This is a genomic window from Pyxidicoccus caerfyrddinensis (assembly GCF_010894405.1).
Lineage (GTDB): Bacteria > Myxococcota > Myxococcia > Myxococcales > Myxococcaceae > Myxococcus > Myxococcus caerfyrddinensis.
This window is the reverse complement of sequence record NZ_JAAIYA010000023.1, coordinates 170,087-191,101: the sequence shown is the minus strand read 5'-3', so window position 1 is coordinate 191,101 and position 21,015 is coordinate 170,087. Positions and strand designations below refer to the sequence as shown.

Here is a 21,015-nt window from a genome sequence, read left to right as displayed (position 1 = left end):
ACGCCGTAGCGACGTTGCAGGTGCAATAAAGAAGGAACTTCGCCGTTCAGCTCCGTGCGCCGAAAATGTGGGATGCGCCGCGATGGAGCGGCTCTTCCGTGCATGGGCGCTCGCGCGCGAAGTACCTACTTCCGGAGATTGAATGAAGCGGTCAGAAGCCGTTGGCGTGTTCAAGGGTGCAGGGTGGCTCGTTGTTGCCGTGTTGCTTCAGTCCTGCGGGGACACCGCCCTCGCGGAGTCCTCGGGGGCGGAGCCTCCCGCGCGGGCCGTGGGCGCGCTGGAGGCGGTAGCGGACTCGGAGGACATCCTCACCCGACTCCAGTCCATCCCCGGGCTCACCGTCCTCGACGAGCGGCCCTCGCCCTACGCGGGCACGCGCTTCTTCCGGATGGTGTTCGAGCAGCCCGCGGACCACCGGCGTCCCCTGGGTGAGCGCTTCCAGCTCCGGGTGAATCTGCTGCACCGCTCGGTGGACGCGCCCATGGTGCTCTACGGGGGCGGCTATGGCCTGGGGGACAACCCGTCGCGGGCCGAGCCCACCGCGCTGCTCGGCGCCAACCAGCTCTCGCTGGAGCACCGCTTCTTCGGCACCTCGCGACCGGCCTCGAATGACTGGAAGCTGCTCGACATCCGGCAGGCCGCGGGCGACTACCACCGCATCGTCGAGGCCTTCAAGCCGCTGTACTCCGGGCGCTGGCTGAACACCGGCGGCAGCAAGGGCGGCATGGCGGCCGTGTACCACCGCTACTTCTACCCGGACGACGTGGACGTCACCGTGCCGTACGTCGCGCCCAACAGCCACGGGCTGGATGACGGGCGCTACGCCCGCTTCGTCGAGCAGGTGGGGGACGCCGACTGCCGCGCGAAGCTCCAGGCCTTCCAGCAGGCCGTGCTGTTGCACCGCGCGGAGATGATGCCCTTCATGGAGGAGCTGGTGGTCCTCGGGGGCACGGACTTCCACGTGATTGGCGGAAGGGACCGCGCCCTGGAGTTCGCCGTCGTCGAGGCGTCCTTCTACTTCTGGCAATACTGGGGCACGCCCTACTGCGAGGACGTCCCCGCGCCCGACGCGCCGGCGGCGGAGCTCTTCGGCTTCCTGGACGGCATCGTCGCCATCGCCTTCACCTACGGCGACGTGTGGCTCGACTACTACGCGGCCTACTATTACCAGGCCGCGACGGAGCTGGGCTTCACGCGCTTCTCCACGCGGCACCTGCACGGGCTGCTGCGCTACCCGGGCGAGGACGAGCCCCGCGCGTACCTGTCCTTCCCGGTGAGGGAGCGGTTCGACCACGACCTCATGCACCGCGTGGAGCACTGGGTGCGCAGCCAGGGGGAGCGGATGCTCTTCATCTACGGAGAGAATGACCCCTGGTCCTCCGGCGCTTTCTCCGTGCGCGAGCGCAATGACTCCTTCCGCTTCATCGTCCCGGGTGGCGAGCACGGCTCGCGCATCAGCCGCCTGCCCGAGCCCGAGCGCACCCAGGCCGTGGAGCACCTCTACCGGTGGATGGGGCTGGACGTGTCGGCCGCGGGGGCTCGCGCGCTGACGCTCGAGGCCGAGCTGGACGCGGAGCGCAGCATGGAGCCGCGCTTCCGTCTGTAGCCCTGAAACACGAGGACACCGCTTCCACCCGCTGTGGCCGGGCGGGGGCGGTGTCCCCGGACTTCTCTCGCGAGGGGCCCTGGCCTCAGCCGCCGTGCGGGCTTTCATCCATCATCCTGAACAGCCCCTGCTGGATGGTTCGCAACGAGGGCATCAGGCTCCGAGGATCCCGGTCCAGGACCCACAGGAGATTCCGGAGCTGCTCCTCGATGGCGGGCCGAGGGGCATGCGTCTCCGTGAGCAGCCACAGCAGATCCCAGGCGGTCATCGCGGTGTATGGGTTTTCGAGTCCCAGGGTCTGGATGCAAGCTCGCAGCGTCTTCTCGTACAGAGCCCGGGCCCGAGGGGACTCTCCTTGCTGTTGCATCACTTCCGCCAGATTGTGCATGACCGTGAGCGTCTCGAGATGCTCCGCACCGTGCACCCGCTGATTCACTTCCAGCAGCCGCTCGTACATCTCCCGCGCGCGCTGAATGTGGCCCTGTTTGCGGTAGACGACAGCCAGATAGTTCATCGCCGTGATCGTCTGAGGGTGCTCCGGGCCTCGTGCCCGGACGATGGCTGGGACGGTCTGTTCCAGCATCTCGGCGGCCTCGCGCAGTTGTTCCTGCTCGGAGAGGAGTCTGGCCAACAGGGTTGTGGCTACCAGGGTCTCTGGGTGCTCCGCTCCGAGCGTGTCTCGGAGGCTCTTCACCTCCCGCTCGCGGAGGCTCCGCGCCTCGGAGAACTCTCCCAAGCTCTCCAACGACATGGCGAGCGTGGCCAGAAGGGCCACGGAGATGGGATGCCCTTCTCCGAGTCTCCTGGTGCTCAGCTCCAGGCCCCGCTGGGCGAGGGGACGCGCCGAGGAAGGCTCACCCTGATAGCAGAGCGTCACCGCCAGGTTGTTCATTTCGATGAGCGACGTGGGGTGGTCCTCTCCCAGGGTTCGTGTGAGGGTCTCGTGCACCTCCTCCTTGTGCTTCCGGGATGCCGCGAGGTTCCCCAGGTCGTGGAGAACAGTGGCGAGGTGGCTCATCGTGTTCAGGGTGTCGGGATGTTCTGAACCAAGCAGCCGGCGGCGCACCTCCAGGACTGTCTCAAGCAGCTCCCGGGAGCGGTGGAGTTCCCCCAGGGCCCGTAAGGTCACAGCGAGATTGGTGATCGCGCGCTGCGTGGCCGGATGCTCTTCGCCAAACAGCTTGAGGCGGCCCTCCACCACCTGTTCTTCCAGGGCCCGAGCCTCCTGGGCGTTGCCCTGCCTTTCGAGCACCGCCGCGAGGTTGCCTTTCGCAGAGAGAATCTTGTGGGAATCGTCTCCCTCGTTGCGGCGCAGGAGTTCCAGCACCTGCTCCAACAACGCCCGGGCCCGGGCCAGCTCATCGACGCGCAGGAGCGAGGCGGCCAGGTCGCTCATGGCCGAGACGGTTTGTGGGTGCTCCGGTCCCAGGGTGCGCCGCGCCGTCGCCAGGCCCTGCTCGCGAAGCGCAAGGGCTTCGCTCCACCGTCCTTCGTCCTGGAGCGCCACCGCGAGGTTGTGGAGTGCTGCCAGGGTTGTCGGGTGCTCGTCTCCGTGCGTGCGGCGGCGGAGCTCCACCACTTCTTCCTTCAGCTGCCGGGCACTCAAGACGTGTCCTCCTTCCTGGAGCACCTGGGCCAGCATCGAGGTGGCTGCGAGCGTCAGCTCGTGCTCCGGGCCCAGCGCCCCCTGTGCCCGTTCGCGAAGCCAATCGGTGTACTCGAACGCACCCTGGAGATCTCCCGTGGCGAGCAGGAACTCCCCGATGCTCAGTCCCAGCTTCACGAAGCTGGGCTCGTCACTCAGATGCTCTGCCTGGCTCAAGGTGTGGAAGACCCACGTCGCATGGGGCAGGTGCAGATCGATGAGCCCCCAGACTCGCGGCTCCTTGCCCAAGCCCGGCGGCAGGAGCTTCACGAATCCCTGGCAGACGCGCATTGCCTCCGCGATGGGAGCCGACGCCTGGCTGCGGAGGAAATCCGCGAGCACGCGGTGCATGCGTCCCAGCCAGTGCTTCTCCCGCCCGCTCAACCGCGTCACGAACGAGCGCGCTACCAGCGCGTTCCGTACCGCGGGCGGGAATCCCTCTGCATCCAGCGCCTTGAGTGTCTCGAAAAGGATGGGCGCGGGCGACAGCTGTGCGATGAGCCTCGCCGCCTCGCGTTCTCTCTCCGTGAGGCGCTGGTAGGAGAGGGTGAAGGCCTCGGTGATGCCTCGGAGCCGGCCCTCGGGCAGCTGCCCCCGGAGCGCATCCATCTGCTTGTCGAGTTCCGCCGCCGGGCGCACGTGCTCGGTGCGCCGCACCAACTCATCCACCGTGAGTCCTCCCAGGACCAGCACACGGTTGAGCAGCTCCAGTGCCAGGGGCAGGTTGCCCACCCAGTCCGCAATCCGCAGCCATGTCTCCTGAGCCACCCGGGTGTTCTCCAGGCCCTGATTCAGCAGGGAGACCGCGGCCTCGGGGGTCAGTGTGTCCACCGGGAGGAACTGCACGCCGGATTCTCCCAGCGAGACACGGCTTCGCGAGGTGACCAGCAGTGAGACCTTGCCGATCGCGGGGCAGTACCGGCGCAGCGGGTGGGGCGCCTTGCCTGGCTCCGGCTCCGGGACGTTGTCCACCACGAACAGCACAGGCTTCTGTGCTGGGAGCGCATGGAGTGCCTGCGCCAGCTCCTTGGCCACGTTGCGGCCCTGCTCGTGGAAGGTGCGCAGCTCCGGGACCCCTGGCCGGAAGGTGCGCAGGACCTCGTGGTGTTGCGCATCCAGCCGGGCCTCGCCCGCATCGGCGTCAATCCAGATGACGCCTCCCGGGAAGCGCGAGGCTCCCATGCGGTGGACATACTCCAGGGCGAGCCGTGTCTTCCCGAAGCCTCCGCCGCCCTCCAGGGCCACGGCGGGGGCGGTGTTCGTGCTGGCCTCGCCGCGCACCGTGGAGAGCATGAAGTCGAGCCGCCACAGCTCATCGGCCCGGCCCACGAACGCACTCCCGAGCGATGGCTCCAGGTCCAGGGGATAGAGGATTCTCCCGGCGAGCTGGCCCGGTGGAGGAACCGCGGACTCCTGCTGGAACTTCGAGCGAAGCTCCTCCAGGACGCCAGCGGCCTCGAGACGCTGGCCGAGACTCGTAGGGGACAGCTCCAGCCGCTCACGCACCAGGGTGACCAAGGCGCTGGTATTCCCGGCGGCAGGCCAATGGACCGTGCGCAGCGGTGGAGGCAGCCGCTCCAGCTCCTGCTGCGGGAGCCCCTCGGCGGGCAGAGCCAGCACCAGGGGCGAGAGCGCTGCCTCCACCTCCTTTCGGGGCGCTCCCGGTGGCAGCGCCAGTGCGGGGGCGAGCGCCATCCGTAGCTCCGCCAGGCAGTACCAGCGCTGGAAATAGAGCGCGTCAGCAAAGATGACCACGAGGTGCGAGGAGAGCAGGGCTTCCATCAAGGCAGCCGGGAAGCGCTCGCCCACGCTGAGCTCCACGCGGTCCAGGAACGCTGAAATCCCCACGCGGGTCAGCTCCGCATGCAACGCCTCCGCCGAGGCACTGCTCGTTGCCCGTGCATACGAAATGAACACCGAGGCGGTCATGGGATGGCGTGGGATATCCGCCTTCAGCGTGCTTCGTCAAAGGGGCCAGGAGCCATGTCTCCTGCCGCACCACCATGCGCCCTGGAAAGGTCGTAGCTGACGAAGAGCATCGGGCGAAGAGGTCTTCTACAACCAGCAGCGCATGCACTCGGCAATCGGCTACGCTGCGCCGGCCGGGTTCGAAAGGGCAGCGGCATCGTCAACCTGTCCACGAGAGCGGAGCACTCCCAGCTCTCGCCACTGCAAGCCGAGCACTCATGCGTCCCTGCTCTTTCGTCCGTGTCCTCCCCGTCGCGCCCCAGCCTGTCTGCTCCCAGGAGGTGGCCCTGTGAGCCGCGCCTTGGGGTGGATGTTGCTGGCGGTGGCGCTGGTGCTGTCACGCCCGGCCGAGGCCGCGCAGGAGCAGAAGGTCCGGGTGGCGGTGCTGCGCCCGGAGGGCCTCCAGGCGGAGGCGCTGCGCAAGGTGCTGGTGCAGGAGTTGGGCAAGAAGGGACGTGGGCGCGAGGTGCTGCCCGCACGGAAGGTGGATGCCCAGGTGCGGCGCATCCGGGGCGGGCCGAAGACGGATGACCAGCGGCAGACGCTGGCCGAGAAGCTCGGCGCGGATGCGCTGCTCACCGCCTCGGTGAAGGGGACGAAGCGCTGGGACGTGGAGGTCCGCGTCTACGCCGGCAAGGACGGCACCCTCCTGGCGGAGGAGCGCTGGAGCATCCGCCCCAACCGCGCCTTTCCCGAGGTGCGGCGTGAGCTGGAGCGCAGGCTGGGCGATGCCCTGCGGGAGGCCCGGGAGCGGCGCACTCCGCCTCCACCCGCCGCCGTCACTCCTCCGGCCCCTTCGCCGGAGCCAGAGGTCGCCCCCCCAGCCCCCGTCGCGGAGGCCCCGCGTCCGGCGGTGGTGAAGCCGCCGGCTCCCGCCGCGAAGGAGCCCACCGCGAAGGAGGAAGCGCCGGTGAAGCCCGAAGTGAAGGTGGCCAGCCCGCGTCCCCCGGACGGGCCGCGCCTGGAGGTGCTGCTGTCCGGGCAGGGCCTCTTCCGCCGCTTCGACTTCTCGGGTGGCCGCTCCGCCTCGTTGCCGAACTACCGCCTCGACCATGCCGCGGCGGCGAGCCTCGCGGTGGGCTACTTCCCCCTCGCTCACTTCACGGATGGGATGGTGCGCAACCTGGGAGTGGTGGTGCGGGGCTCACGCGCCATCGGGCTGACCTCGCTGGACCCGGAGGGAAGGAAGTACGCCACCACCGCGCAGTTGCTGGAGGGAGGCCTGCGCTTCCGCCTGCCGCTGCGGTGGCTGGAGGTGACGCCGGGGGTGTTGTACGGCATCCACACCTTCGGGGTGGAGTTCACGCCGGAGGCCGGCATGGATGCCCTGCCGGACGTGGACTACCGCTTCGCGCACGTGGAGCTGGGCCTGTACAAGGCGCTCACGGAGCGGTGGGCGGTGGCGGCGCGGGTGGGCTACCAGCATGTGCTGAGCGGCGGCGAGCTGTCCTCGGACCGCTTCTTCCCGGAGCTGGGCGGCTCCGGACTGGATGCCGAGCTGGCGGTGGAGTTCGCCCTGACGCGCATGCTGGGCCTGCGGCTGGGCGGGGAGCTGCGGCGCTACTCCTTCACCACCAACGCCCAGGAGGGGGCCCCGGTCTTCGCCAGCGGCGCCATGGACCAGTACTTCAGCGGTCTGCTCGGCCTGTACCTGCGGCTCTAGCCACGGCGCCATCCACGACACGCCGCTCCTGTCGGCGAGCACTTCCGCCAGGGAAGCACGCCTCTGCACAAGGGCCCCAGCGACCTCTGAGCGGGAGCTCGGCCGCGCAATACAAAACCCCGTGACGCCTTGCTGGCGCCACGGGGCTCGTTCTTCTCAGTGGAGGCGGCGGGTCTTGGCGTACGTGAAGGGGGCCCCCGGGGTGCGGGCGATTCTGGAGCACCGGGGCTTGCCCACGGCCTGGCGCCTTGGCTTCCCCGAGAGCTGGTGCCAAGTGTCACGCCGCGAGTGCCGACCCTGGCCTGATCCGCGCTGCCCGAGCTGCGGCTGCCGAGTTGCTGGTGCCCTGGTAGCACCCCAGCGCGCAACGACAACGCCCCGTGACCGTCATCGTCAACCTTGCGGCGGCAGCGGACTCAAGAAGCCTTCACGAAGCGAACCTCAAGCCGCATGCCGAGCGCCTGCGCGATCTTCTGTAGAAGGTCGATTCGCGGAATGACGCGCCCACTTTCGAGGCGGGCAATGGCGGGCTGCTTCGTCCCCACCCACTCGGCCAGCTCCGCCTGACTGAGCTTCCGTTTCTCTCTCAGCTCCCTGACCTGGCACGCCAGGGCCTGCTTGTTGAACTCTTCAGCATAGAGCGCTGCGAAGGACGGGCTTTCCGCCATCCGCTGCTCAATCAACTCCTGGAGACTCCCTCCAACGTGAGGGTTTCGTTTCTTGCTAGGCATCAATGGCATCCAATCTCAGGGCACCGCGTCCATGGCGCGATGCACCGCGGGACACCTGCTCATTTGACCTCAAGCACTTCCTTCATCCGGGCGCTGGCAACCTCCACGTCCTGCTTGCGTGCCCTCCGCCCCTGCTTCTTGCAGGCGTGCAGCAGCACCAACTCTGGCCCCTTGGCGAGGACATAGAAGATGCGGTGCCTGCCCAGCTTCAGCTCCCACAGCTTGCCCTTGACGACTCGACGCACCACGGTCGTTCCCTTGAAGCCGTGGGTTTCGATGTTCCTGAGGGCGACCAGCAGTGGCGCTGCTTCCTGCTCATCCAGCGCGTGGAGGTACTTCCGTACGGGGCGGCCGCCGCCTGACGTCTCGTAAAAGGAGATTCTCGGTTTCATGGCTCACGCGCTTCAGGTGATGGATCATGGCTTGGTGTGACCTCCTGACAGGGAGCGTGTGCAGTGATTACCTGGGGCGATTCATCGTCCAACGAGCGATGGATCGCCGCAGGTAAGCGTTGCACACGTTCCCGGTCACGATGGTTGACAGGGCTTCACCGCAGAACGATGGCAACCCTGGCCGGGTGCCGCCTGCTGGGCGGCATCCGCGCTGTTCTATCGGAAGCGCAGCTCATAGAGCGGCATTCCCGAACGAGGGGTGCCTCCTGTGGGTGCCACTGATACGCGAGCAGCGTTCGTTGGTGACGATGCTCGCGGATGAGTGGCACGAACAGGAGAGCTACCTCCCGCGTTGTCGCGTAGCGACATCCATGGGATGCGCTCCAACAACCATTTGGCAATCCCCAATGGACCGCCACTTCATGATATAACGCTATCGTTATATCGAGTCAACCCCCGCCGCCCGATGGGACGAGGTGAAGGGTGCTTTCACCAACGGAGGACAAGCGAGCGCCAGGGGCTCGCCCGCGCGGGGCATGGTAGGAGGGAGGCCGTCCGCTCGAAGGATGGTGGTCATCGTGCGTCGTCCCCGCGAGTCGGTGGTCTCGTCCCTGGCGCTGCTCGCGCTGCTGGCCTGAGGCACGTCTCGCACCAGCATCCCCGCTGGTGAGGCTCCGGGTGCCTCCCCGGACACGGCAGCCGCGCGCGGCACGGCCGGCTGCCCCACTTACAAGCTCGCCTTCACGCGAGAAACTGGCTGCCAGAATGATGGGGCGGTCGAGTTCTGCATGCCGAAGGACGCACCCGCCGCGCACGCCGAGGTGAAGCGGCTCGCCCCATCGGTGTCGACCATGGCGTCACGCGGGCGGGTGGGCTGCGACACGGCCACGGAGACGCTGTTCCTCTATCCGACCAACGAGGCCGCCTGCACCTCGCGCCACGGCTCGCTGACGGACACCGCGTGGAACGAGCTCTGCCGGCTCGCGGCGCTGCCGGAGATCCGGCGCATCGTGCCAACCTGGTACGAATAGCGCCGGGCCCATGGCGAGGCGGGGCCGCCCCCAATCCCCCGAACATGGATAGACCCGCATCACGCGTGGCCCCGCCTCGCATCGCCCAGGCCCGCGCGGGGGCCGGGCGTCCCGCAGGTCCCACCCTCCACCCGGATGAACCCGTGGGGCGGCGGGAGTCTCTTCAGGAGAACGGCGCTGTCAGAAGACGAAGATGGACGGCGGCGTGGTGCTGGTGAAGACGTTGGCGAAGCTCGCGTTGTAGCGGGTGCCCGACTGGCCGTTGATCTTGCCGTTCTTCGTGCCGTACACGCTGACGCTCGTGCCGGCCGAGCCGATGCTGAGGAGGCCAGTGAGGATGTTTCCCATCATGTAGTCGCAGTAGATGTCCGCGTTGCGCACGGTGGCCAGCGTCGTCGGATTCACGTGGCGCAGGGCGTAAATGTACGCGGCGGAGCCGCGCCAGCCATTGCGCATCACGAGGCCCACGGCCAGTCCCAGGTCCGAGCCGACAATCGCCACGTCGGCCGGCGCGCGCAACGGGACGCTCTGCACCACCTGTGAGACGCCCGTCGTCAGGGTGCAGGCCGTGCCGCCCGTGCGGGTCACCACGATGTTCCACTGCGGCGGCGAGACGGACATCTGGACCGACGCCACCGAGTAGTCACAGCCCTGGGAGGTCGCTGTCGTGAGTCGCGCCGTCTGCTGCGCCAGCGGCTCGCCCTCCTCCTGTGGAGCAGCCCGGCCCAATCCACTCGGGGCGGGCGCTCCTTCTTCGCCTCCTCCTCCGTCGCGGCAAAGGTCGCACTCCCCTCCTCCGGCTCAGGCTTCGCACCTGCTTGGGGGAGATCCTCGCGGCGGTGAAGTCCGCCACGGCCCGAGTCCCGGAGTTCGAGCTACGAAGTGAAGGGCTCGGAGCCGAGAGGTTCCGGGCTCTTTTTCTTCTCCGGCCCCTACCTCTTCGGGATTGCGTCCGGCATGGCGACGGCGATGTAGTCCGGACCACTCATGACGGTTCGAAAAGACGCCAACCGCCTCGCGCTGCGCACGGCACGCAGTATCGTCGACGCGGCAGCCGACCTGCGGCTCGAAATCGAGGGCACGACCATCGACATCAAGGTCGAGCGCCTGCCTCCTCCGCTCTTCCCGACGCTGAACGCGGAGGGGCAAGAGGTACTGGAAGGTTCCACCGACGGCCCCTGGCCGGGCGCGGTCCAAGTCGAGTGTTCCTGGAAGGAAGGTTCGCGAACGCTCCTCGTCCAGGCGGACTACTCACGGCCCGCCAACGTGTATCGACACCATGTCGCGCTCCGGGTCAGTCCCGTGGAGCGGACAAGGGACCTCATCTGGATGAATCTGTGCAGCCAATTCCTCGACGCGGAAGACGGCGAGGAGCGTGCCTTCTTCGCGAACGCCAGCATCTACAAACGCAAGGAATACGTTGAGCAGGGAGACCACGCGGCACTGAAGGCGGTGGTGGGCAGGTCCGGACTCCCATTGCTCTCCAGGGCCCGCGTGGAGGTGTTCCGCTCTCAGGTGCCCACCGCAGAGGTGCGTCCCAGCCCGGCTGAAGCCTTCCGGCGGCTCGTCCACCTCGCGCTGCTCAAGCTCCCTTTCCTGATGCGCACGGACGATGGCGCTTCGGAGGGGAGCATGCCGTTTCGAATCCGTGACTCGGCAGTCGATGACAGCGAAGCGGCTGAGGAAGCTCCACCCACCGGGAAGTTCGCGGGCCTCTTCCCACTGCCGGGCGGCGTACGCCAGTACAAGGCGACCCTCGACGAACTGCTGGAATGGCTCGCCGTCCAGCCCCGTACCGTGGAGGACTTCGAGCGCTATCTCCTGGAGCGCTATGAGGTGTCAGGTGAATCCGCCCGGGTGAGCTACCGACGACTGCTGACGAACCTGCGCTTCGCGACGGAGAGCGGAGGGATACTCGACATCACCAGCAGCGGCGAGGAATACCGCGCTTCGGGTGATCCGCTGCGCCTCTTCGACCGGCTCCACGAGACCTACGAGGGCGTGCTGGCGACGCTCGTCATCGTCGAGGTCGGCGAGGGCACCCGGACTGACGAGGTGCAGTGGCAGCTCGAAAGGCTGCTCGATGTACAGTGGAAGTCCGCCAACCAGACGAATTTCCGGCGGAACTGGCTGCTCTCGCTCGGGCTCACGGACCGCACGTCCAAGGGCGACGTGATCACCGCTCGGGGCATCGAGGCGCTGAAGCGGCATTCCGATGAATCCGCCCAGCTCAATGCCCAGCTCGCGGACATTCTCGAGGAGGCGGAGCAAAAGGATCGGACGTTCCGGGAGGTGATGGGAGAGGAACCTGGCGCGGAGGCGCCACCCCGCGGGCGCAATGTGCGGCAAGAGCCGCTTGTGGAGGACGTCCCGCAGTCAGCATCCATTCCCAAGGCCGACGTCGCCGCACCGGCGGGTTGGCTCGCGGACCGGCTGGACCTCACGACGGCCCTCGTACAGCCGCACCTCGGCTCCCTGGAGCTTTCGCCTGGAGTGCTGGACCGCGTCTGCGCGGCGCTCTCTTCCGGAAAGCATCTGCTGCTCGTCGGACCACCCGGGACGGGTAAAACGGAGCTGGCACACGCGCTGGCCAGGGCCGCCAGCTCTGAGGGGTACTGCCACGGCATCTTCGAAGCAACCGCCTCCGCGGACTGGACGACCTACGAGACCATCGGTGGCTATGCGCTGGAGCGTGATCAGTCCCTGCGCTTCCGGCCGGGTGCCTTCCTCCGCGCTGTCGAGAGCTGGCAGTGGCTGCTCGTGGATGAATTGAACCGCGCCGACGTGGACAAGGCATTTGGCGAGCTGATGACCGTGCTCTCGGGCAAGGGAACCGATACTCCGTTCGAGTTGGAGGCGGGGCGCCGCGTGTCCATCGGCTTCGACGGCGAGCGCTCACACCGGGTGTCTCGCACGTTCCGCGTCATCGCGACGATGAACACCTGGGACAAGACCTCGCTCTTCCGCCTTTCGTACGCGGTGCAGCGTCGCTTCGCCATCGTCCACCTGGGCCTCCCCGAGGATGCGGCCTACGCGCGGCTCGTTTCCCACGCCGCACTCGGTCCGGGACCTGACTCGCCCCTCGACGAGGCTGCGGTGCGCCGGCTCACGCGGCTGTTCCAGCGCAAGGGGTTGCTTGAGCACCGCGACATCGGCCCTGCTGTGGCGCTCGACATCGTCCGCTACATGCGCCGACGCTCGGCCTCGGGTGACGCGCTCGCTGAAGCGCTGGGGATGTTCCTCCTTCCCCAGCTCGAAGGCCTCGACGTGGAGCGCGCACGCAAGGTGGATGCGCTATTCCGCGAGGCGCTCACGGGCTGGACGGCGGATGCGGCACTCACCGAGCTGCGTGAGCGTTGCGCGGACATCTGGCCTCCCGACTACCTCGGCGAGGACTGAGCATGGGTACGGCGTGGGAGGAGTTCCTCCGAGGGCACTTCCCGGGCTACCTGCTGCCCGAGTCTCAGCGGCAACGCATCGATGCGGCCGACGCCGCGCGTTTCCTTGAGCGGCTGACGGGCAGGCCCCAGCAGCTCCGCCTCCTCCTTGCCGCCAGCTTGCTGGCCGCAAACATGGACGCGCTGCGAGAGATGGCGCTGGAGCAACTTCCCCGGCTCATCCGGACGCTCACGGCCCGCGCCGAGGTGCACCCGAGGCTTTGGGAGGGTGGCTATCAAGGGCGCCTGGACGTGCGCGCCACCCTGGCCCGCCACCTCGCTGGCGAACCCACGCGCTTCGTAACGCGTGCCCGGCGTCGACGCTTCGACCTTCCGGAGCAGGTGCTCGTGCGCGCCACCGTGAAGCGACTCATCGACGTCCTCACCGAGCTGCGCTCCGCCAGGATTACAGAGTCCTACGGTTGGAGCGCGGACGCGAGCGACTGTGAGGCCCAACTCCGCCACCTGCTGGAGTCCACCGTCCTGCGAGAGGTGCCCCAGGAGCGTCCCGGTGCGTTCCATCTCCGTGCTGCGGAGTTGGCCCGCCACCCCTGTTATGGGCTCGCCCGGCGGTGGCACCTGCAGTTGGAGAAGCTGAACACGGAAGACCCCGGGCGGCTGGCGCGTCTCCTCTCCGAGGGCGCGCTCGTCCCGATGAAGGACCACACGCGCTTCGAGCTCGCCGTGGCCATCCGGCTCCTCCAGTGCCTGGAGGCACGGCTGGAGGTGCGTCAGCCCGGGCGCTGGAGGTTGCAGCGAACGCTCGTGATGCGTGGCCGGAAGGAGTTCGCCATCCTCATGCGCGACGATGGCGCACAGGTGCAGCTCTTCTACAACCAGACGGTCCTGGAGCCGGGGCCGGTGGAAGCGGGCTCGCGTCACTACTTCGGCCACATCGGAAGGATGCGACCAGACCTCACGCTGAAGGTGGCGCTGCCCAGCGGGGTGGAGCGCAGTGCCGTCGTGGAGATCAAGCACTCGGCAGAGCCGGACACCCTCCTGGCCGGCTTCCACGAGGCGCACCTCTATCGACTCGAGTATGCGAGGTGGATGAGCGGATGGCCTCAGGCCGTGCTGGTCGCGTCCGGCACACTGGCCGGAGCCCCACGACGAGAGGATGACGTCGTCGCCGTCGACTGGGCACGCTGGGTCCCGGACGACGTTGCCGACGGGCTCCTCGGCGGCCTCTAAGGATTCAGGTGCTCCACCCTTCGTCTTCTCATCGACCGGGCCCCTACTTCAGCTCAAGCGCGCAACAGCCGCGCGGAGATACGCATCGGGCGAATGGGAAGCCTGTTGAGGGTGAGGGCTGGTGCACAGGGGCCGAGGAGGGCCGCTGCCGGGGCCAGCAAGGCCGCGCGCCGCGGTGATCAAGGGTCTGCCGCGCGTGGAGGCCGGCCATCGGCCAGCATGGCGCCGCTGGACCTGGAGGCGCTCCAGCGCGCTCTACCCACGCCGAACGACTTCTACGGCAGGGAGGTGGGCCAGGAGATCTGGGTCGACCTGGAGCCGGGCAAGACGCGGGTCATCAGCCTGTCGGCGGTGGGCGAGCCGGACGAGGACGGGTGCCGCACGGTGTACTTCGCGCTGAACGGGCACAACCGCTCGGTGCTGGTGAGGGACCGCAGCCGCGCGGCGAAGGTGGAGGCCCGCCGGCAGGCGGACCGTGGCAACCCGAACCACGTGGCGGCGAGCATGCCGGGCACGGTCATCGCGCTGCACGTGAAGCCCGGGGCGCGTGTGGAGGCCGGCGCGCCGCTCGTCACGCTGGAGGCGATGAAGCTGGAGAGGGCTCAGAGCGCCCAGTGCACGGCGGCACGGAGCTGGACGGAAGGCTGGAGCTCGGCCTTTCCGTCGTAGCGAGGCGCGCGCGTGACACCCGCGGCGCCTTCCAGTCCGAGCTGGAGGCGCTCCGCCAGCGGGTACGTCGCCGCCACGAATGGCCCCAGGCCCGGGATGATGCCCCAGCGCCCTGCCTCTCCGACGCCGAAGATGCGTCCTGCCTGTTCCTCGTCCACGCGCCGCAGGGACTGCCACACCCACGTGGCCCGGGCCTCGGCTCCCGCGGTCAGCTCCACCGGCCCCGCGGGGAACGACAGCCCTCCCCCCAGGGCGACCTGCAGCTCCGTCTGGGACAGGGAGAAGGACTCGCGCTCCATGCCAGCGCGAGTGAGCCCCAGCCGGGCGCGCACCACCGTCCGCGACCACCGGTGCCGCAGGCCCACCTCGCCGAAGTGCGCGGCCCCCAGTCCTTGCAGCGAGCCGGAGGACACCGCGTAGCCCACGCTCGCCTCCCAGGGACGCAGCGCCAGCGGTGCACCTCCTCTCAGCCGAGCACGCTGGCCGGGCACACGCAGGAAGTCGGAGCGCGTCAGCACCCGCTCCGCCCGCCAGCCCAGCAGCACGTCCGCTGCTTCCGCGAACATGCCGTCCGGACGCACCACCCGGTAGCGGCCGGGCCGCACCGCCAGCCGGGTGGAGGTGCCTCGGGCCTTGCGGATCTCCGCCACCAGCTCCTGCTCGTGGTCCGCCACCCAGAGGCTCCCTTCCACGTCCTCTCCCAGCACCAGGCTGGCACCCAGTCCCTCCGGACGCGCCAGCACCCACTCGCCCCAGCCACTCAGGTGGATGTCGAAGCTCGGGTGCTGCGCTCCGGCGCCCGACTGCGTGGAGCTGGCGAGCGTGTGGCGCCAGGCATGCGAGTACAGCTCCGCGAGGGTGACGGCCCCATCTTCATTCACGTCCGCAAGTCCACGCAGGCCCCCCAGCACGTGATGGGTGAAGAGCGCGCCACGCAGCGAGGCCCACTCCTGGGCGGGCTCGCCGTCCGATGCGGCCATCAACAGCACCGTGCCCTCCACCTCGGACGGCGCCTCCAGGCGGACGGCGACCTCGGCGGCGCTCGGCGTCCCGCCCTTCGCCCGGGTGATGACAGGCGTCCGGCATGCGTCGACGAGGGCGAGGCGCAGCGTGGCCGGCATGTCCGCGAGCAACTGCTTCAGCTCGGCCAGGGGCAGGCGCGTCCCCGCCAGGTGCAGTGCCTCGGCGTCCGCATGAGCGGAGACGTAGAACACCAGCGCTCCGGGCCGCTTCGGCCGCGCACGGGCCAGCAACTCACGTGCGCGGGCCAGCGCGAGCCGGACACCGTCCGCGCCACCTTCCGTCACCAGGAAGGCGTGCTCGGGAGCGACCTTCCCCGCATGCAGGAGCAGTTGGTGGAAGCGTCTCGCGTCCGCCTCCGCGTACTCCAGCGGGGTCTCTCCAGGCAGCCCTTCGTCACTGCCCACCACCACCGCCACCCGCTGTTCCTCTCCCGGTCCCCAGTCGTTGGAAGGAACGTTCATTCCACGTGGCGCCGCCGGCGCGGCTGCCGCTCCGACGCTCAGCACCAACCCCAGCAGTGCCCCCCACCTCACCGCGACTCCTTCCGGTGCACGTGCGACACGGAGTGCCCCGGCAACTCGGGGGCCTCGAAGTCCAGCCCCCCGGCCCGCTCGAAGGCCCGGCGCAGCGCCGCCTCCACCTCCCGCGCTTCCAAGGGCTCCGGGCTGAAGAACAGGGTGATGCGCTCATCTCCCGTCCAGTCGTCCAGCGTGACGCTTCCCGGAAGCACCTGCTCCCCTGCCTCCACGGGCACGCTGCGTGCGCCGCTCGCGGGGAAGTACGTCGTGACCTGCCCCGCGTCGTCGATGTTGGCGATGAAGACATGGCCCGCCTCGGGAACGAACGACCGGAAGCGCAGCACGTCCCCGGCCCGAAGCACGTCGCCAGGACGGAACGGCGCGGCGGGCTGCCCCTCCCGGCTCACGAGCACCTCGAGACGCACCGGTGTCGCCCCCTTGAAGGTGACCTGGGGCCGGTCTCCGTTCCCGGACCTCATTCCCGGACTCACCAGCAGCACCACCGCCACCGCGGCGGCCACCGCCACGGGGAGCGTCCCGAACAGCCACAGCCGATATCGCTCCCACACCGAAGGGCGACGCGCCGACTCCAGCACCCGGGCCGAAAAGGCTCGCGCCGGCCGGGCCTGGAGGAACCGGGCCCGCTCCTCGCGCAAGAGCGACACCCGCGCCTGGCAGGACTCGCAGCCGCGCACGTGCGCCTCCACGTCCGGTGCTTGCGAGCCCCCACCGGGCGGCGCAAAGGCCAGCACCTCCAGCGCCTGGGCCGAGGGGTGTCCCGCCTCGCGCGAGGCGCGGAGGGACTCGAAGTCGTTCATCCCGTGCCTCGCTTTCTCCGGCCACCCGTCAGCAGCTGGAGCCCCACGGCCTTGAAGCGGGCCAGCCGCTCCTTCACCGTCTTGCGCGAGCAGCCGAGGCTCTCCGCTACCTCGTCCTGGGTCAGCTCATCCAGATAGTAGAGCACCGCCGCATCGCGCACGGGGTCCTTGCAGGCCGCGAGCACCTGCCCGAACAGGTGGAGTTGTTCGGAGGAACCCGGAGCGACGGGCTCGTCGACAGCGGGAGCGCGGACCTCCTCGGTGGACACGTGGCGCGCGCGTTGGCGCAGCAGGTCCACGCAGTGCCGGTCCGCGATGCGATACAGCCACGGCAGCGGCTCCTCGCCCTCGAGCGTGTGGGCGTAGCGCCAGGCACGCAGGAAGACCTCGTGCAGCGCATCGTCCGCCTCGGCCTCGGACTGGAGGAGGCGGACGCAGCGTCGGTGCACGGCGTAGCCGTACAGCGCGTACCACTGCTCCAGCGTCGCCGCTTCCATTCACCTGCTCACGGGCATACGTGCCGCGAAGCCTCCAGTGACAGCGAGGTGGTCTGCGCCGGCAGCACGGTGAGCTCGCGTGCCCCGCCCTCTGTCGAGCGCGCCCCCAGGAAGCTGAATCCCTGGGGCAGCTCGCGCGGCCACGCGCTCCACGTCCCCGTGCGCTCGCCAGGGGGCGCACCATCCAGGAAGAGCACCGCCAACCCCGAGTCGAGCGACGTGGCGAGCACGCGCTCCGCTCCCACGTCCAGCGCCCCGTTCCGGTTCCGGTCCAGGAACGACACGACATGGCCCAGCGCGACGCGGCCCGCTCCACCGAGCGGCCCCAGCGGATGCTGGACGGCCGGAGCCGGCGTGGTGTCCAGGGGCAGCACGAAGCTGGAGGGGAAGTGCGGCTGGAAGGACAGCGGCTGCACGATGGCGCCCTGCTCCACCCCACACGCGGTGCCACCCTCCCGCAGCAGCGCGGCGAGCCGCTCCGTGGCGGCGAGGTCCGGCGCCCACGCGAGGGCCATCGCCGTGGGCCCCTGCCCACTGCCAAGCTCCGCGCGCAGCTCCCCTTCCAGGATGGCCACGGGCTCGACGGGGTACGTCTCATCCGCGAGCCCGTACTCGCCGGAACACCCTCCCAGCGAGCTCCCGGCGAGGGACAGTCCGAGGGCGAGCAGTGGCACGGGAGCGTGGGGATGGCGCATGAGACGTTCTCCGTTCAGGGGGTCATCCGCGTCGGGCACGCTGGCGCAACAGCACCAGCAGGGCCAGCAGACCGGATATCACGGGTGTCGCTCCAGCCACTGAGTTGCTGCATCCGTGAGGGTCTTCTTCCTCCTCGATGCAGTCCTGGGCGGGGGCTCCTGGCGGGTAGATGTCACACATGGCCTGCCGCGAGTCGTCATCGAGGGTCCGCGTCGCCGTTCCCGAGGCCGGGGTGGGATACATCGTCGAGTCCGGGTCGGACGTGTGGTCCAGGCCGAGCGCATGTCCCAGCTCGTGCGTCAGCGTGCCCTGGAGGTCCTGGGTGGGGGCCGACGAGAAGAACACCGCGTTGAGCTCGATGTCCGCGTCGAGCACCCGCCCCGTGCGCTGCTCGAAGGTCACCGTCGTCAGCGCCACCGTCTCCGGCGCGTGCGCCCAGCAGTCGGTCTGGGCTGGCGAGGTGCAAGCCCCCTCCCGCAGGAGGATGACGTTCTCGTTGGGGCCGCTGCGCGAGTAGCCCACCTCGCGCGAGGCCGTGGCGGCGCCCTCGATGACGCGGAGGCTGCCGCACGACACCAGGACGTCATCCCAGCTCTTCAGCGCGAGGCCCGTCGCGGCCTGCCGCGCCGTGCAGTCCGGTTCGGTGGGCATGCACTGCTGCGGGTGGAAGGTGAGCGTGCTGTTCTCGGTCCACCACAGACAGTGGCCCTCGCTGGCCCCGTCGTCTGGTGGCGTACGAGTCCGGTTGTAGCCCGGCGGCGTCACGGGCTCCGACTCCGGAGCGGACTCCTCCTGTGTCCCCGCGGAGCGGACCTGGGAGGGCACGGTGCCCCCGCCCGCCACGCGCACCTGGGCCCGGAGCACCTGGAGGTCCAGCGTCCTCGACGCTCCGGACACCGGCTGGAGCGACAGCGGGTCCAGCAGCGTCAGGCCCTCGGGGAGCACCGCGGTGCCGAGCAGGCCCTCTCCGTCCGCCGCGCGGACGACCCGGAAGCGTCCCTGGGACAGCCCCACCACCTGGAGCCCGTCGAGGCCGCGCACGAGGAAGAGGACCACCTCCTCACCGGGCCAGAGCCCCGCGGCGCCGCTGACCTGCTGGCGGACCCCGCCCACGGTGCCTCCGGGCTGGACGATGGACAGTGCGTCTCGCGCCACGGCCCCCATCAGCGTCTCGTCCACCGCGAGCTCCACGTCCGTGACGATGCGCCCCGTCCCTGGGAGCCAGCGGCTCGAGGCGCGCACCACCCGGCCCCGGACCACCAGGTCCGAGCCCCGCGTCAGCGATGGCACATCCAGGGACATCAGCGTCGAGGCCTGGACCGTGGGCGTGAGGAAGAAGAGGGCCAGCAGGCAGGACAGGGGCAGCGCCCACGCGCGGCCTGGGCATCTGGAGGTGGGTCTCATCGGGTGGCTCCGGGAAAAATGCGTCACATCGCTCCCAGGACCGGAGCAGCGGCGAAAAGTGGCACCCCCTATTTTCGCGGCGCCCACCCGACCCGCCTGTTGCTTCTCGGACCACGCGGGAGCATCGGGTGTTGTCCCCTCCTCCGCCTCTCCGCATACGGCCATCGCATTTGAGCAGGCCGAAGTCCTGCCGAGCCTGGCGCGCGATGTCAGCGCGCCCCCTTCCGGGCAGAGGGCCTCTTCCCGGCGCGCTTCTTCCTGACCGGAGCGGCCTTCGCCTTTGCGGCCGCCTCCATCGCCTTTCGTGCCTCGGTCTTCTCGCCTCGACGCAGCGCGAGCGACGCTGCGATCCACTCCGGCGCGTAGCTCGACGTGCAGCCCTTCGGGATTGGTCTCGGGTCCCAGCGGCCGAGGCGCTCGCCGATGGCGATGGCCTCCTTGGTGTACGCGGGCAGGTGGATGCCGACCCAGACGAGGCAGAAGTTGATGCCCTCCTTCACCCGGTACGGTGCGGTCGGCAGCTCACGCTCGATGCGCGCGAGCGTCGCGCGGACGTCGAAGTCCTTCGCGAGCCCGCGCGCGATGCGCCCGGCGAGGAGCTTCCACCCGGCGCGGCGGGGAAGCTCCTTGCTGCCGTCCATCCACCGCACCTGCAGCGCCTCGGCGATGGGCGCATGCACGAGCACGCGCCCGACGAGCTCGTCGACCAGGGTCGGGTTCGAGAGCGGCTCGAGGAGCGCGCGCGCCTCCTTCTCGGTGAGCGCCGCGGGCTCGAGCAGCATGCACGCGAGGATGCGCGCCTCGTAGTTGCCCGTCGCCCACAGCTCCATGCCGAGCCCGTGGTTCGTCCCGAGCGCCTCTGCGAGGCCACGGATCTTGCCGAGCAGCACGCCGAAAACGTTGTCCCCCACGCCATCGCGCACGTAGCGCTGGCGCACCTTCTCGTTGCCCTGATCCTCGAGCTGCTTCATCACCTGGGACAGCGTCATCTTCTTCGGCATGCACGTCTCCTCGAGCGCTGTCTTTTACCCGATTGCCTTGGATGTGAAGTGCTCCACATCGCAGAAGTGAGTCGTCGACGCTCCGTGTCTGCTGGGGCATAAGCGGCGCTCTCTTTCGAGGAGGCCAGCCGGATGTTTCGACGAATGGTGGTGATGGGGCTTGTTGCCATCGGGGTGACGGCGTGGGCTGAGGAGTCGTCGCCTCCACCGTCCAAGCCGCAAGGACCGAGCCCTTCACGCAGTGGCCATCTGCCCATCAACGGCTTGAAGCTCTACTACGAAGTGTACGGAGAGCTGGGCAAGTCCAAGACGGCTCCGTTGCTGTTGATTCCTGGGGCTTTCCTATCCACCGACTCAATGAAGCCCTGGGTGGCGGCCTTCGCTGCGAAGCGCTCGGTGATTGTCTTTGATCAACAGGGCCACGGTCGAACCGCGGACACGTCGCGGAAGATGTCTTACGAGCAGTTCGGCGATGACGCTGCGGCATTGCTGCGGGCCCTGAAGGTGGAGCGCGCGGATGTGATGGGCTACTCCCAGGGTGGAGGGGTGGCACTGCAGCTGGCGTTGCGTCACCCCACGCTCGTCAACAAGCTCGTCTCGCTGTCCGCCACCTATCGTAAGGACGGTTGGTACCCTATCGATGGTGACGCCTTTCTTGGAGGACGCGCCTCCCGCCAACCCCTCTCTTTGGTAGTCAAGGCGAAGGCTTGATTCCATTTCCGTAT

At 68.9% G+C, this 21,015-nt stretch carries 17 protein-coding genes; 7 read left to right on the top strand and 10 right to left on the bottom strand.

Going from position 1 to position 21,015, the window contains the following annotated elements; translation table 11 throughout:
* Positions 1-142: 142 nt before the first annotated feature.
* On the top strand, positions 143-1,606 hold the full coding sequence (locus G4D86_RS40000) for a S28 family serine protease (RefSeq protein ID WP_163999557.1): 1,464 nt from the start codon (positions 143-145) through the stop codon (positions 1,604-1,606).
* A gap of 85 nt (positions 1,607-1,691) precedes the next feature.
* Here G4D86_RS40000 and fxsT read toward each other — a convergent pair whose 3' ends face one another.
* Positions 1,692-5,180: an FxSxx-COOH system tetratricopeptide repeat protein gene (gene fxsT, locus G4D86_RS39995; RefSeq protein WP_163999556.1), complete on the bottom strand. Its 3,489-nt coding sequence runs from the start codon at positions 5,178-5,180 to the stop codon at positions 1,692-1,694.
* 328 nt (positions 5,181-5,508) lie between these two features.
* Between fxsT and G4D86_RS39990 the strand changes: the two genes are divergently transcribed.
* The gene (locus G4D86_RS39990) at positions 5,509-6,882 is read left to right on the top strand and encodes a hypothetical protein (RefSeq protein ID WP_163999555.1); all 1,374 of its coding nucleotides are present in this window, start codon (positions 5,509-5,511) and stop codon (positions 6,880-6,882) included.
* A 416-nt stretch (positions 6,883-7,298) separates the two neighbouring features.
* Here the strand turns inward: G4D86_RS39990 and G4D86_RS39980 are convergent, their stop codons facing one another.
* Complete coding sequence (locus G4D86_RS39980; RefSeq protein WP_163999554.1) at positions 7,299-7,565, bottom strand: helix-turn-helix transcriptional regulator; 267 nt, start codon at positions 7,563-7,565, stop codon at positions 7,299-7,301.
* A gap of 107 nt (positions 7,566-7,672) precedes the next feature.
* The gene (locus G4D86_RS39975) at positions 7,673-8,005 is read right to left on the bottom strand and encodes a type II toxin-antitoxin system RelE/ParE family toxin (protein WP_163999553.1); all 333 of its coding nucleotides are present in this window, start codon (positions 8,003-8,005) and stop codon (positions 7,673-7,675) included.
* A gap of 788 nt (positions 8,006-8,793) precedes the next feature.
* Here G4D86_RS39975 and G4D86_RS39970 point away from each other — a divergent pair.
* Entirely contained in the window at positions 8,794-9,036 is a 243-nt protein-coding gene (locus G4D86_RS39970) for a hypothetical protein (RefSeq protein WP_163999552.1), read from the top strand.
* A gap of 180 nt (positions 9,037-9,216) precedes the next feature.
* On the opposite strand, the gene G4D86_RS39965 is transcribed toward G4D86_RS39970, so the two are convergent.
* A complete protein-coding gene (locus G4D86_RS39965; RefSeq protein WP_163999551.1) occupies positions 9,217-9,765 on the bottom strand; it encodes a hypothetical protein in 549 nt (182 codons plus the stop codon).
* Positions 9,766-10,023: 258 nt separating this feature from the next.
* Between G4D86_RS39965 and G4D86_RS39960 the strand changes: the two genes are divergently transcribed.
* The 3 genes from G4D86_RS39960 to G4D86_RS39950 all read left to right on the top strand — a co-directional run bounded on the left by G4D86_RS39960 (position 10,024) and on the right by G4D86_RS39950 (position 14,333).
* On the top strand, positions 10,024-12,435 hold the full coding sequence (locus G4D86_RS39960) for an AAA family ATPase (RefSeq protein WP_163999550.1): 2,412 nt from the start codon (positions 10,024-10,026) through the stop codon (positions 12,433-12,435).
* Positions 12,436-12,437: 2 nt separating this feature from the next.
* Positions 12,438-13,664, top strand: coding sequence for a hypothetical protein (locus G4D86_RS39955; protein WP_163999549.1), 1,227 nt, complete (start codon positions 12,438-12,440; stop codon positions 13,662-13,664).
* 219 nt (positions 13,665-13,883) lie between these two features.
* Positions 13,884-14,333, top strand: a complete 450-nt coding sequence (locus G4D86_RS39950) for a biotin/lipoyl-containing protein (RefSeq protein WP_240360739.1) — start codon at positions 13,884-13,886, stop codon at positions 14,331-14,333.
* Here the strand turns inward: G4D86_RS39950 and G4D86_RS39945 are convergent.
* The 6 genes from G4D86_RS39945 to G4D86_RS39920 all read right to left on the bottom strand — a co-directional run bounded on the left by G4D86_RS39945 (position 14,267) and on the right by G4D86_RS39920 (position 20,290).
* Positions 14,267-15,817 carry a caspase family protein gene (locus tag G4D86_RS39945; protein WP_163999548.1) on the bottom strand — a complete coding sequence of 517 codons (1,551 nt, stop codon included), beginning with the start codon at positions 15,815-15,817 and terminating at the stop codon, positions 14,267-14,269. The two genes, G4D86_RS39950 and G4D86_RS39945, sit on opposite strands and share 67 nt — an antisense overlap.
* A 68-nt stretch (positions 15,818-15,885) precedes the next feature.
* Positions 15,886-16,692: a DUF4384 domain-containing protein gene (locus G4D86_RS39940; protein WP_163999547.1), complete on the bottom strand. Its 807-nt coding sequence runs from the start codon at positions 16,690-16,692 to the stop codon at positions 15,886-15,888.
* Positions 16,689-17,189: an RNA polymerase sigma factor gene (locus tag G4D86_RS39935; RefSeq protein WP_163999546.1), complete on the bottom strand. Its 501-nt coding sequence runs from the start codon at positions 17,187-17,189 to the stop codon at positions 16,689-16,691. The genes G4D86_RS39940 and G4D86_RS39935 overlap by 4 nt, the downstream gene beginning before the upstream one ends.
* Before the next feature lie 8 nt (positions 17,190-17,197).
* Complete coding sequence (locus G4D86_RS39930; protein ID WP_163999545.1) at positions 17,198-17,884, bottom strand: hypothetical protein; 687 nt, start codon at positions 17,882-17,884, stop codon at positions 17,198-17,200.
* Between the two features lie 22 nt (positions 17,885-17,906).
* Positions 17,907-19,289 (bottom strand): matrixin family metalloprotease, encoded by a 1,383-nt coding sequence (locus G4D86_RS39925; protein ID WP_163999544.1) that lies wholly within the window; start codon positions 19,287-19,289, stop codon positions 17,907-17,909.
* 209 nt (positions 19,290-19,498) lie between these two features.
* Positions 19,499-20,290, bottom strand: a complete 792-nt coding sequence (locus G4D86_RS39920) for a DNA alkylation repair protein (RefSeq protein ID WP_163999543.1) — start codon at positions 20,288-20,290, stop codon at positions 19,499-19,501.
* A 132-nt stretch (positions 20,291-20,422) separates the two neighbouring features.
* Between G4D86_RS39920 and G4D86_RS39915 the strand changes: the two genes are divergently transcribed.
* Complete coding sequence (locus G4D86_RS39915; protein ID WP_205520197.1) at positions 20,423-21,001, top strand: alpha/beta fold hydrolase; 579 nt, start codon at positions 20,423-20,425, stop codon at positions 20,999-21,001.
* Positions 21,002-21,015 lie beyond the last annotated feature (14 nt).

Excerpts from the sequence above, each read along its gene's own strand:
- G4D86_RS40000 (WP_163999557.1), top strand. The coding sequence starts at position 143 with ATGAAGCGGTCAGAAGCCGTTGGCGTGTTCAAGGGTGCAGGGTGGCTC.
- fxsT (WP_163999556.1), bottom strand. The coding sequence starts at position 5,180 with ATGACCGCCTCGGTGTTCATTTCGTATGCACGGGCAACGAGCAGTGCC.
- G4D86_RS39975 (WP_163999553.1), bottom strand. The coding sequence starts at position 8,005 with ATGAAACCGAGAATCTCCTTTTACGAGACGTCAGGCGGCGGCCGCCCC.
- G4D86_RS39970 (WP_163999552.1), top strand. The coding sequence starts at position 8,794 with ATGCCGAAGGACGCACCCGCCGCGCACGCCGAGGTGAAGCGGCTCGCC.
- G4D86_RS39960 (WP_163999550.1), top strand. The coding sequence starts at position 10,024 with ATGACGGTTCGAAAAGACGCCAACCGCCTCGCGCTGCGCACGGCACGC.
- G4D86_RS39955 (WP_163999549.1), top strand. The coding sequence starts at position 12,438 with ATGGGTACGGCGTGGGAGGAGTTCCTCCGAGGGCACTTCCCGGGCTAC.
- G4D86_RS39950 (WP_240360739.1), top strand. The coding sequence starts at position 13,884 with ATGGCGCCGCTGGACCTGGAGGCGCTCCAGCGCGCTCTACCCACGCCG.
- G4D86_RS39945 (WP_163999548.1), bottom strand. The coding sequence starts at position 15,817 with ATGAACGTTCCTTCCAACGACTGGGGACCGGGAGAGGAACAGCGGGTG.
- G4D86_RS39940 (WP_163999547.1), bottom strand. The coding sequence starts at position 16,692 with ATGAACGACTTCGAGTCCCTCCGCGCCTCGCGCGAGGCGGGACACCCC.
- G4D86_RS39935 (WP_163999546.1), bottom strand. The coding sequence starts at position 17,189 with ATGGAAGCGGCGACGCTGGAGCAGTGGTACGCGCTGTACGGCTACGCC.
- G4D86_RS39930 (WP_163999545.1), bottom strand. The coding sequence starts at position 17,884 with ATGCGCCATCCCCACGCTCCCGTGCCACTGCTCGCCCTCGGACTGTCC.
- G4D86_RS39925 (WP_163999544.1), bottom strand. The coding sequence starts at position 19,289 with ATGAGACCCACCTCCAGATGCCCAGGCCGCGCGTGGGCGCTGCCCCTG.
- G4D86_RS39920 (WP_163999543.1), bottom strand. The coding sequence starts at position 20,290 with ATGCCGAAGAAGATGACGCTGTCCCAGGTGATGAAGCAGCTCGAGGAT.
- G4D86_RS39915 (WP_205520197.1), top strand. The coding sequence starts at position 20,423 with ATGTTTCGACGAATGGTGGTGATGGGGCTTGTTGCCATCGGGGTGACG.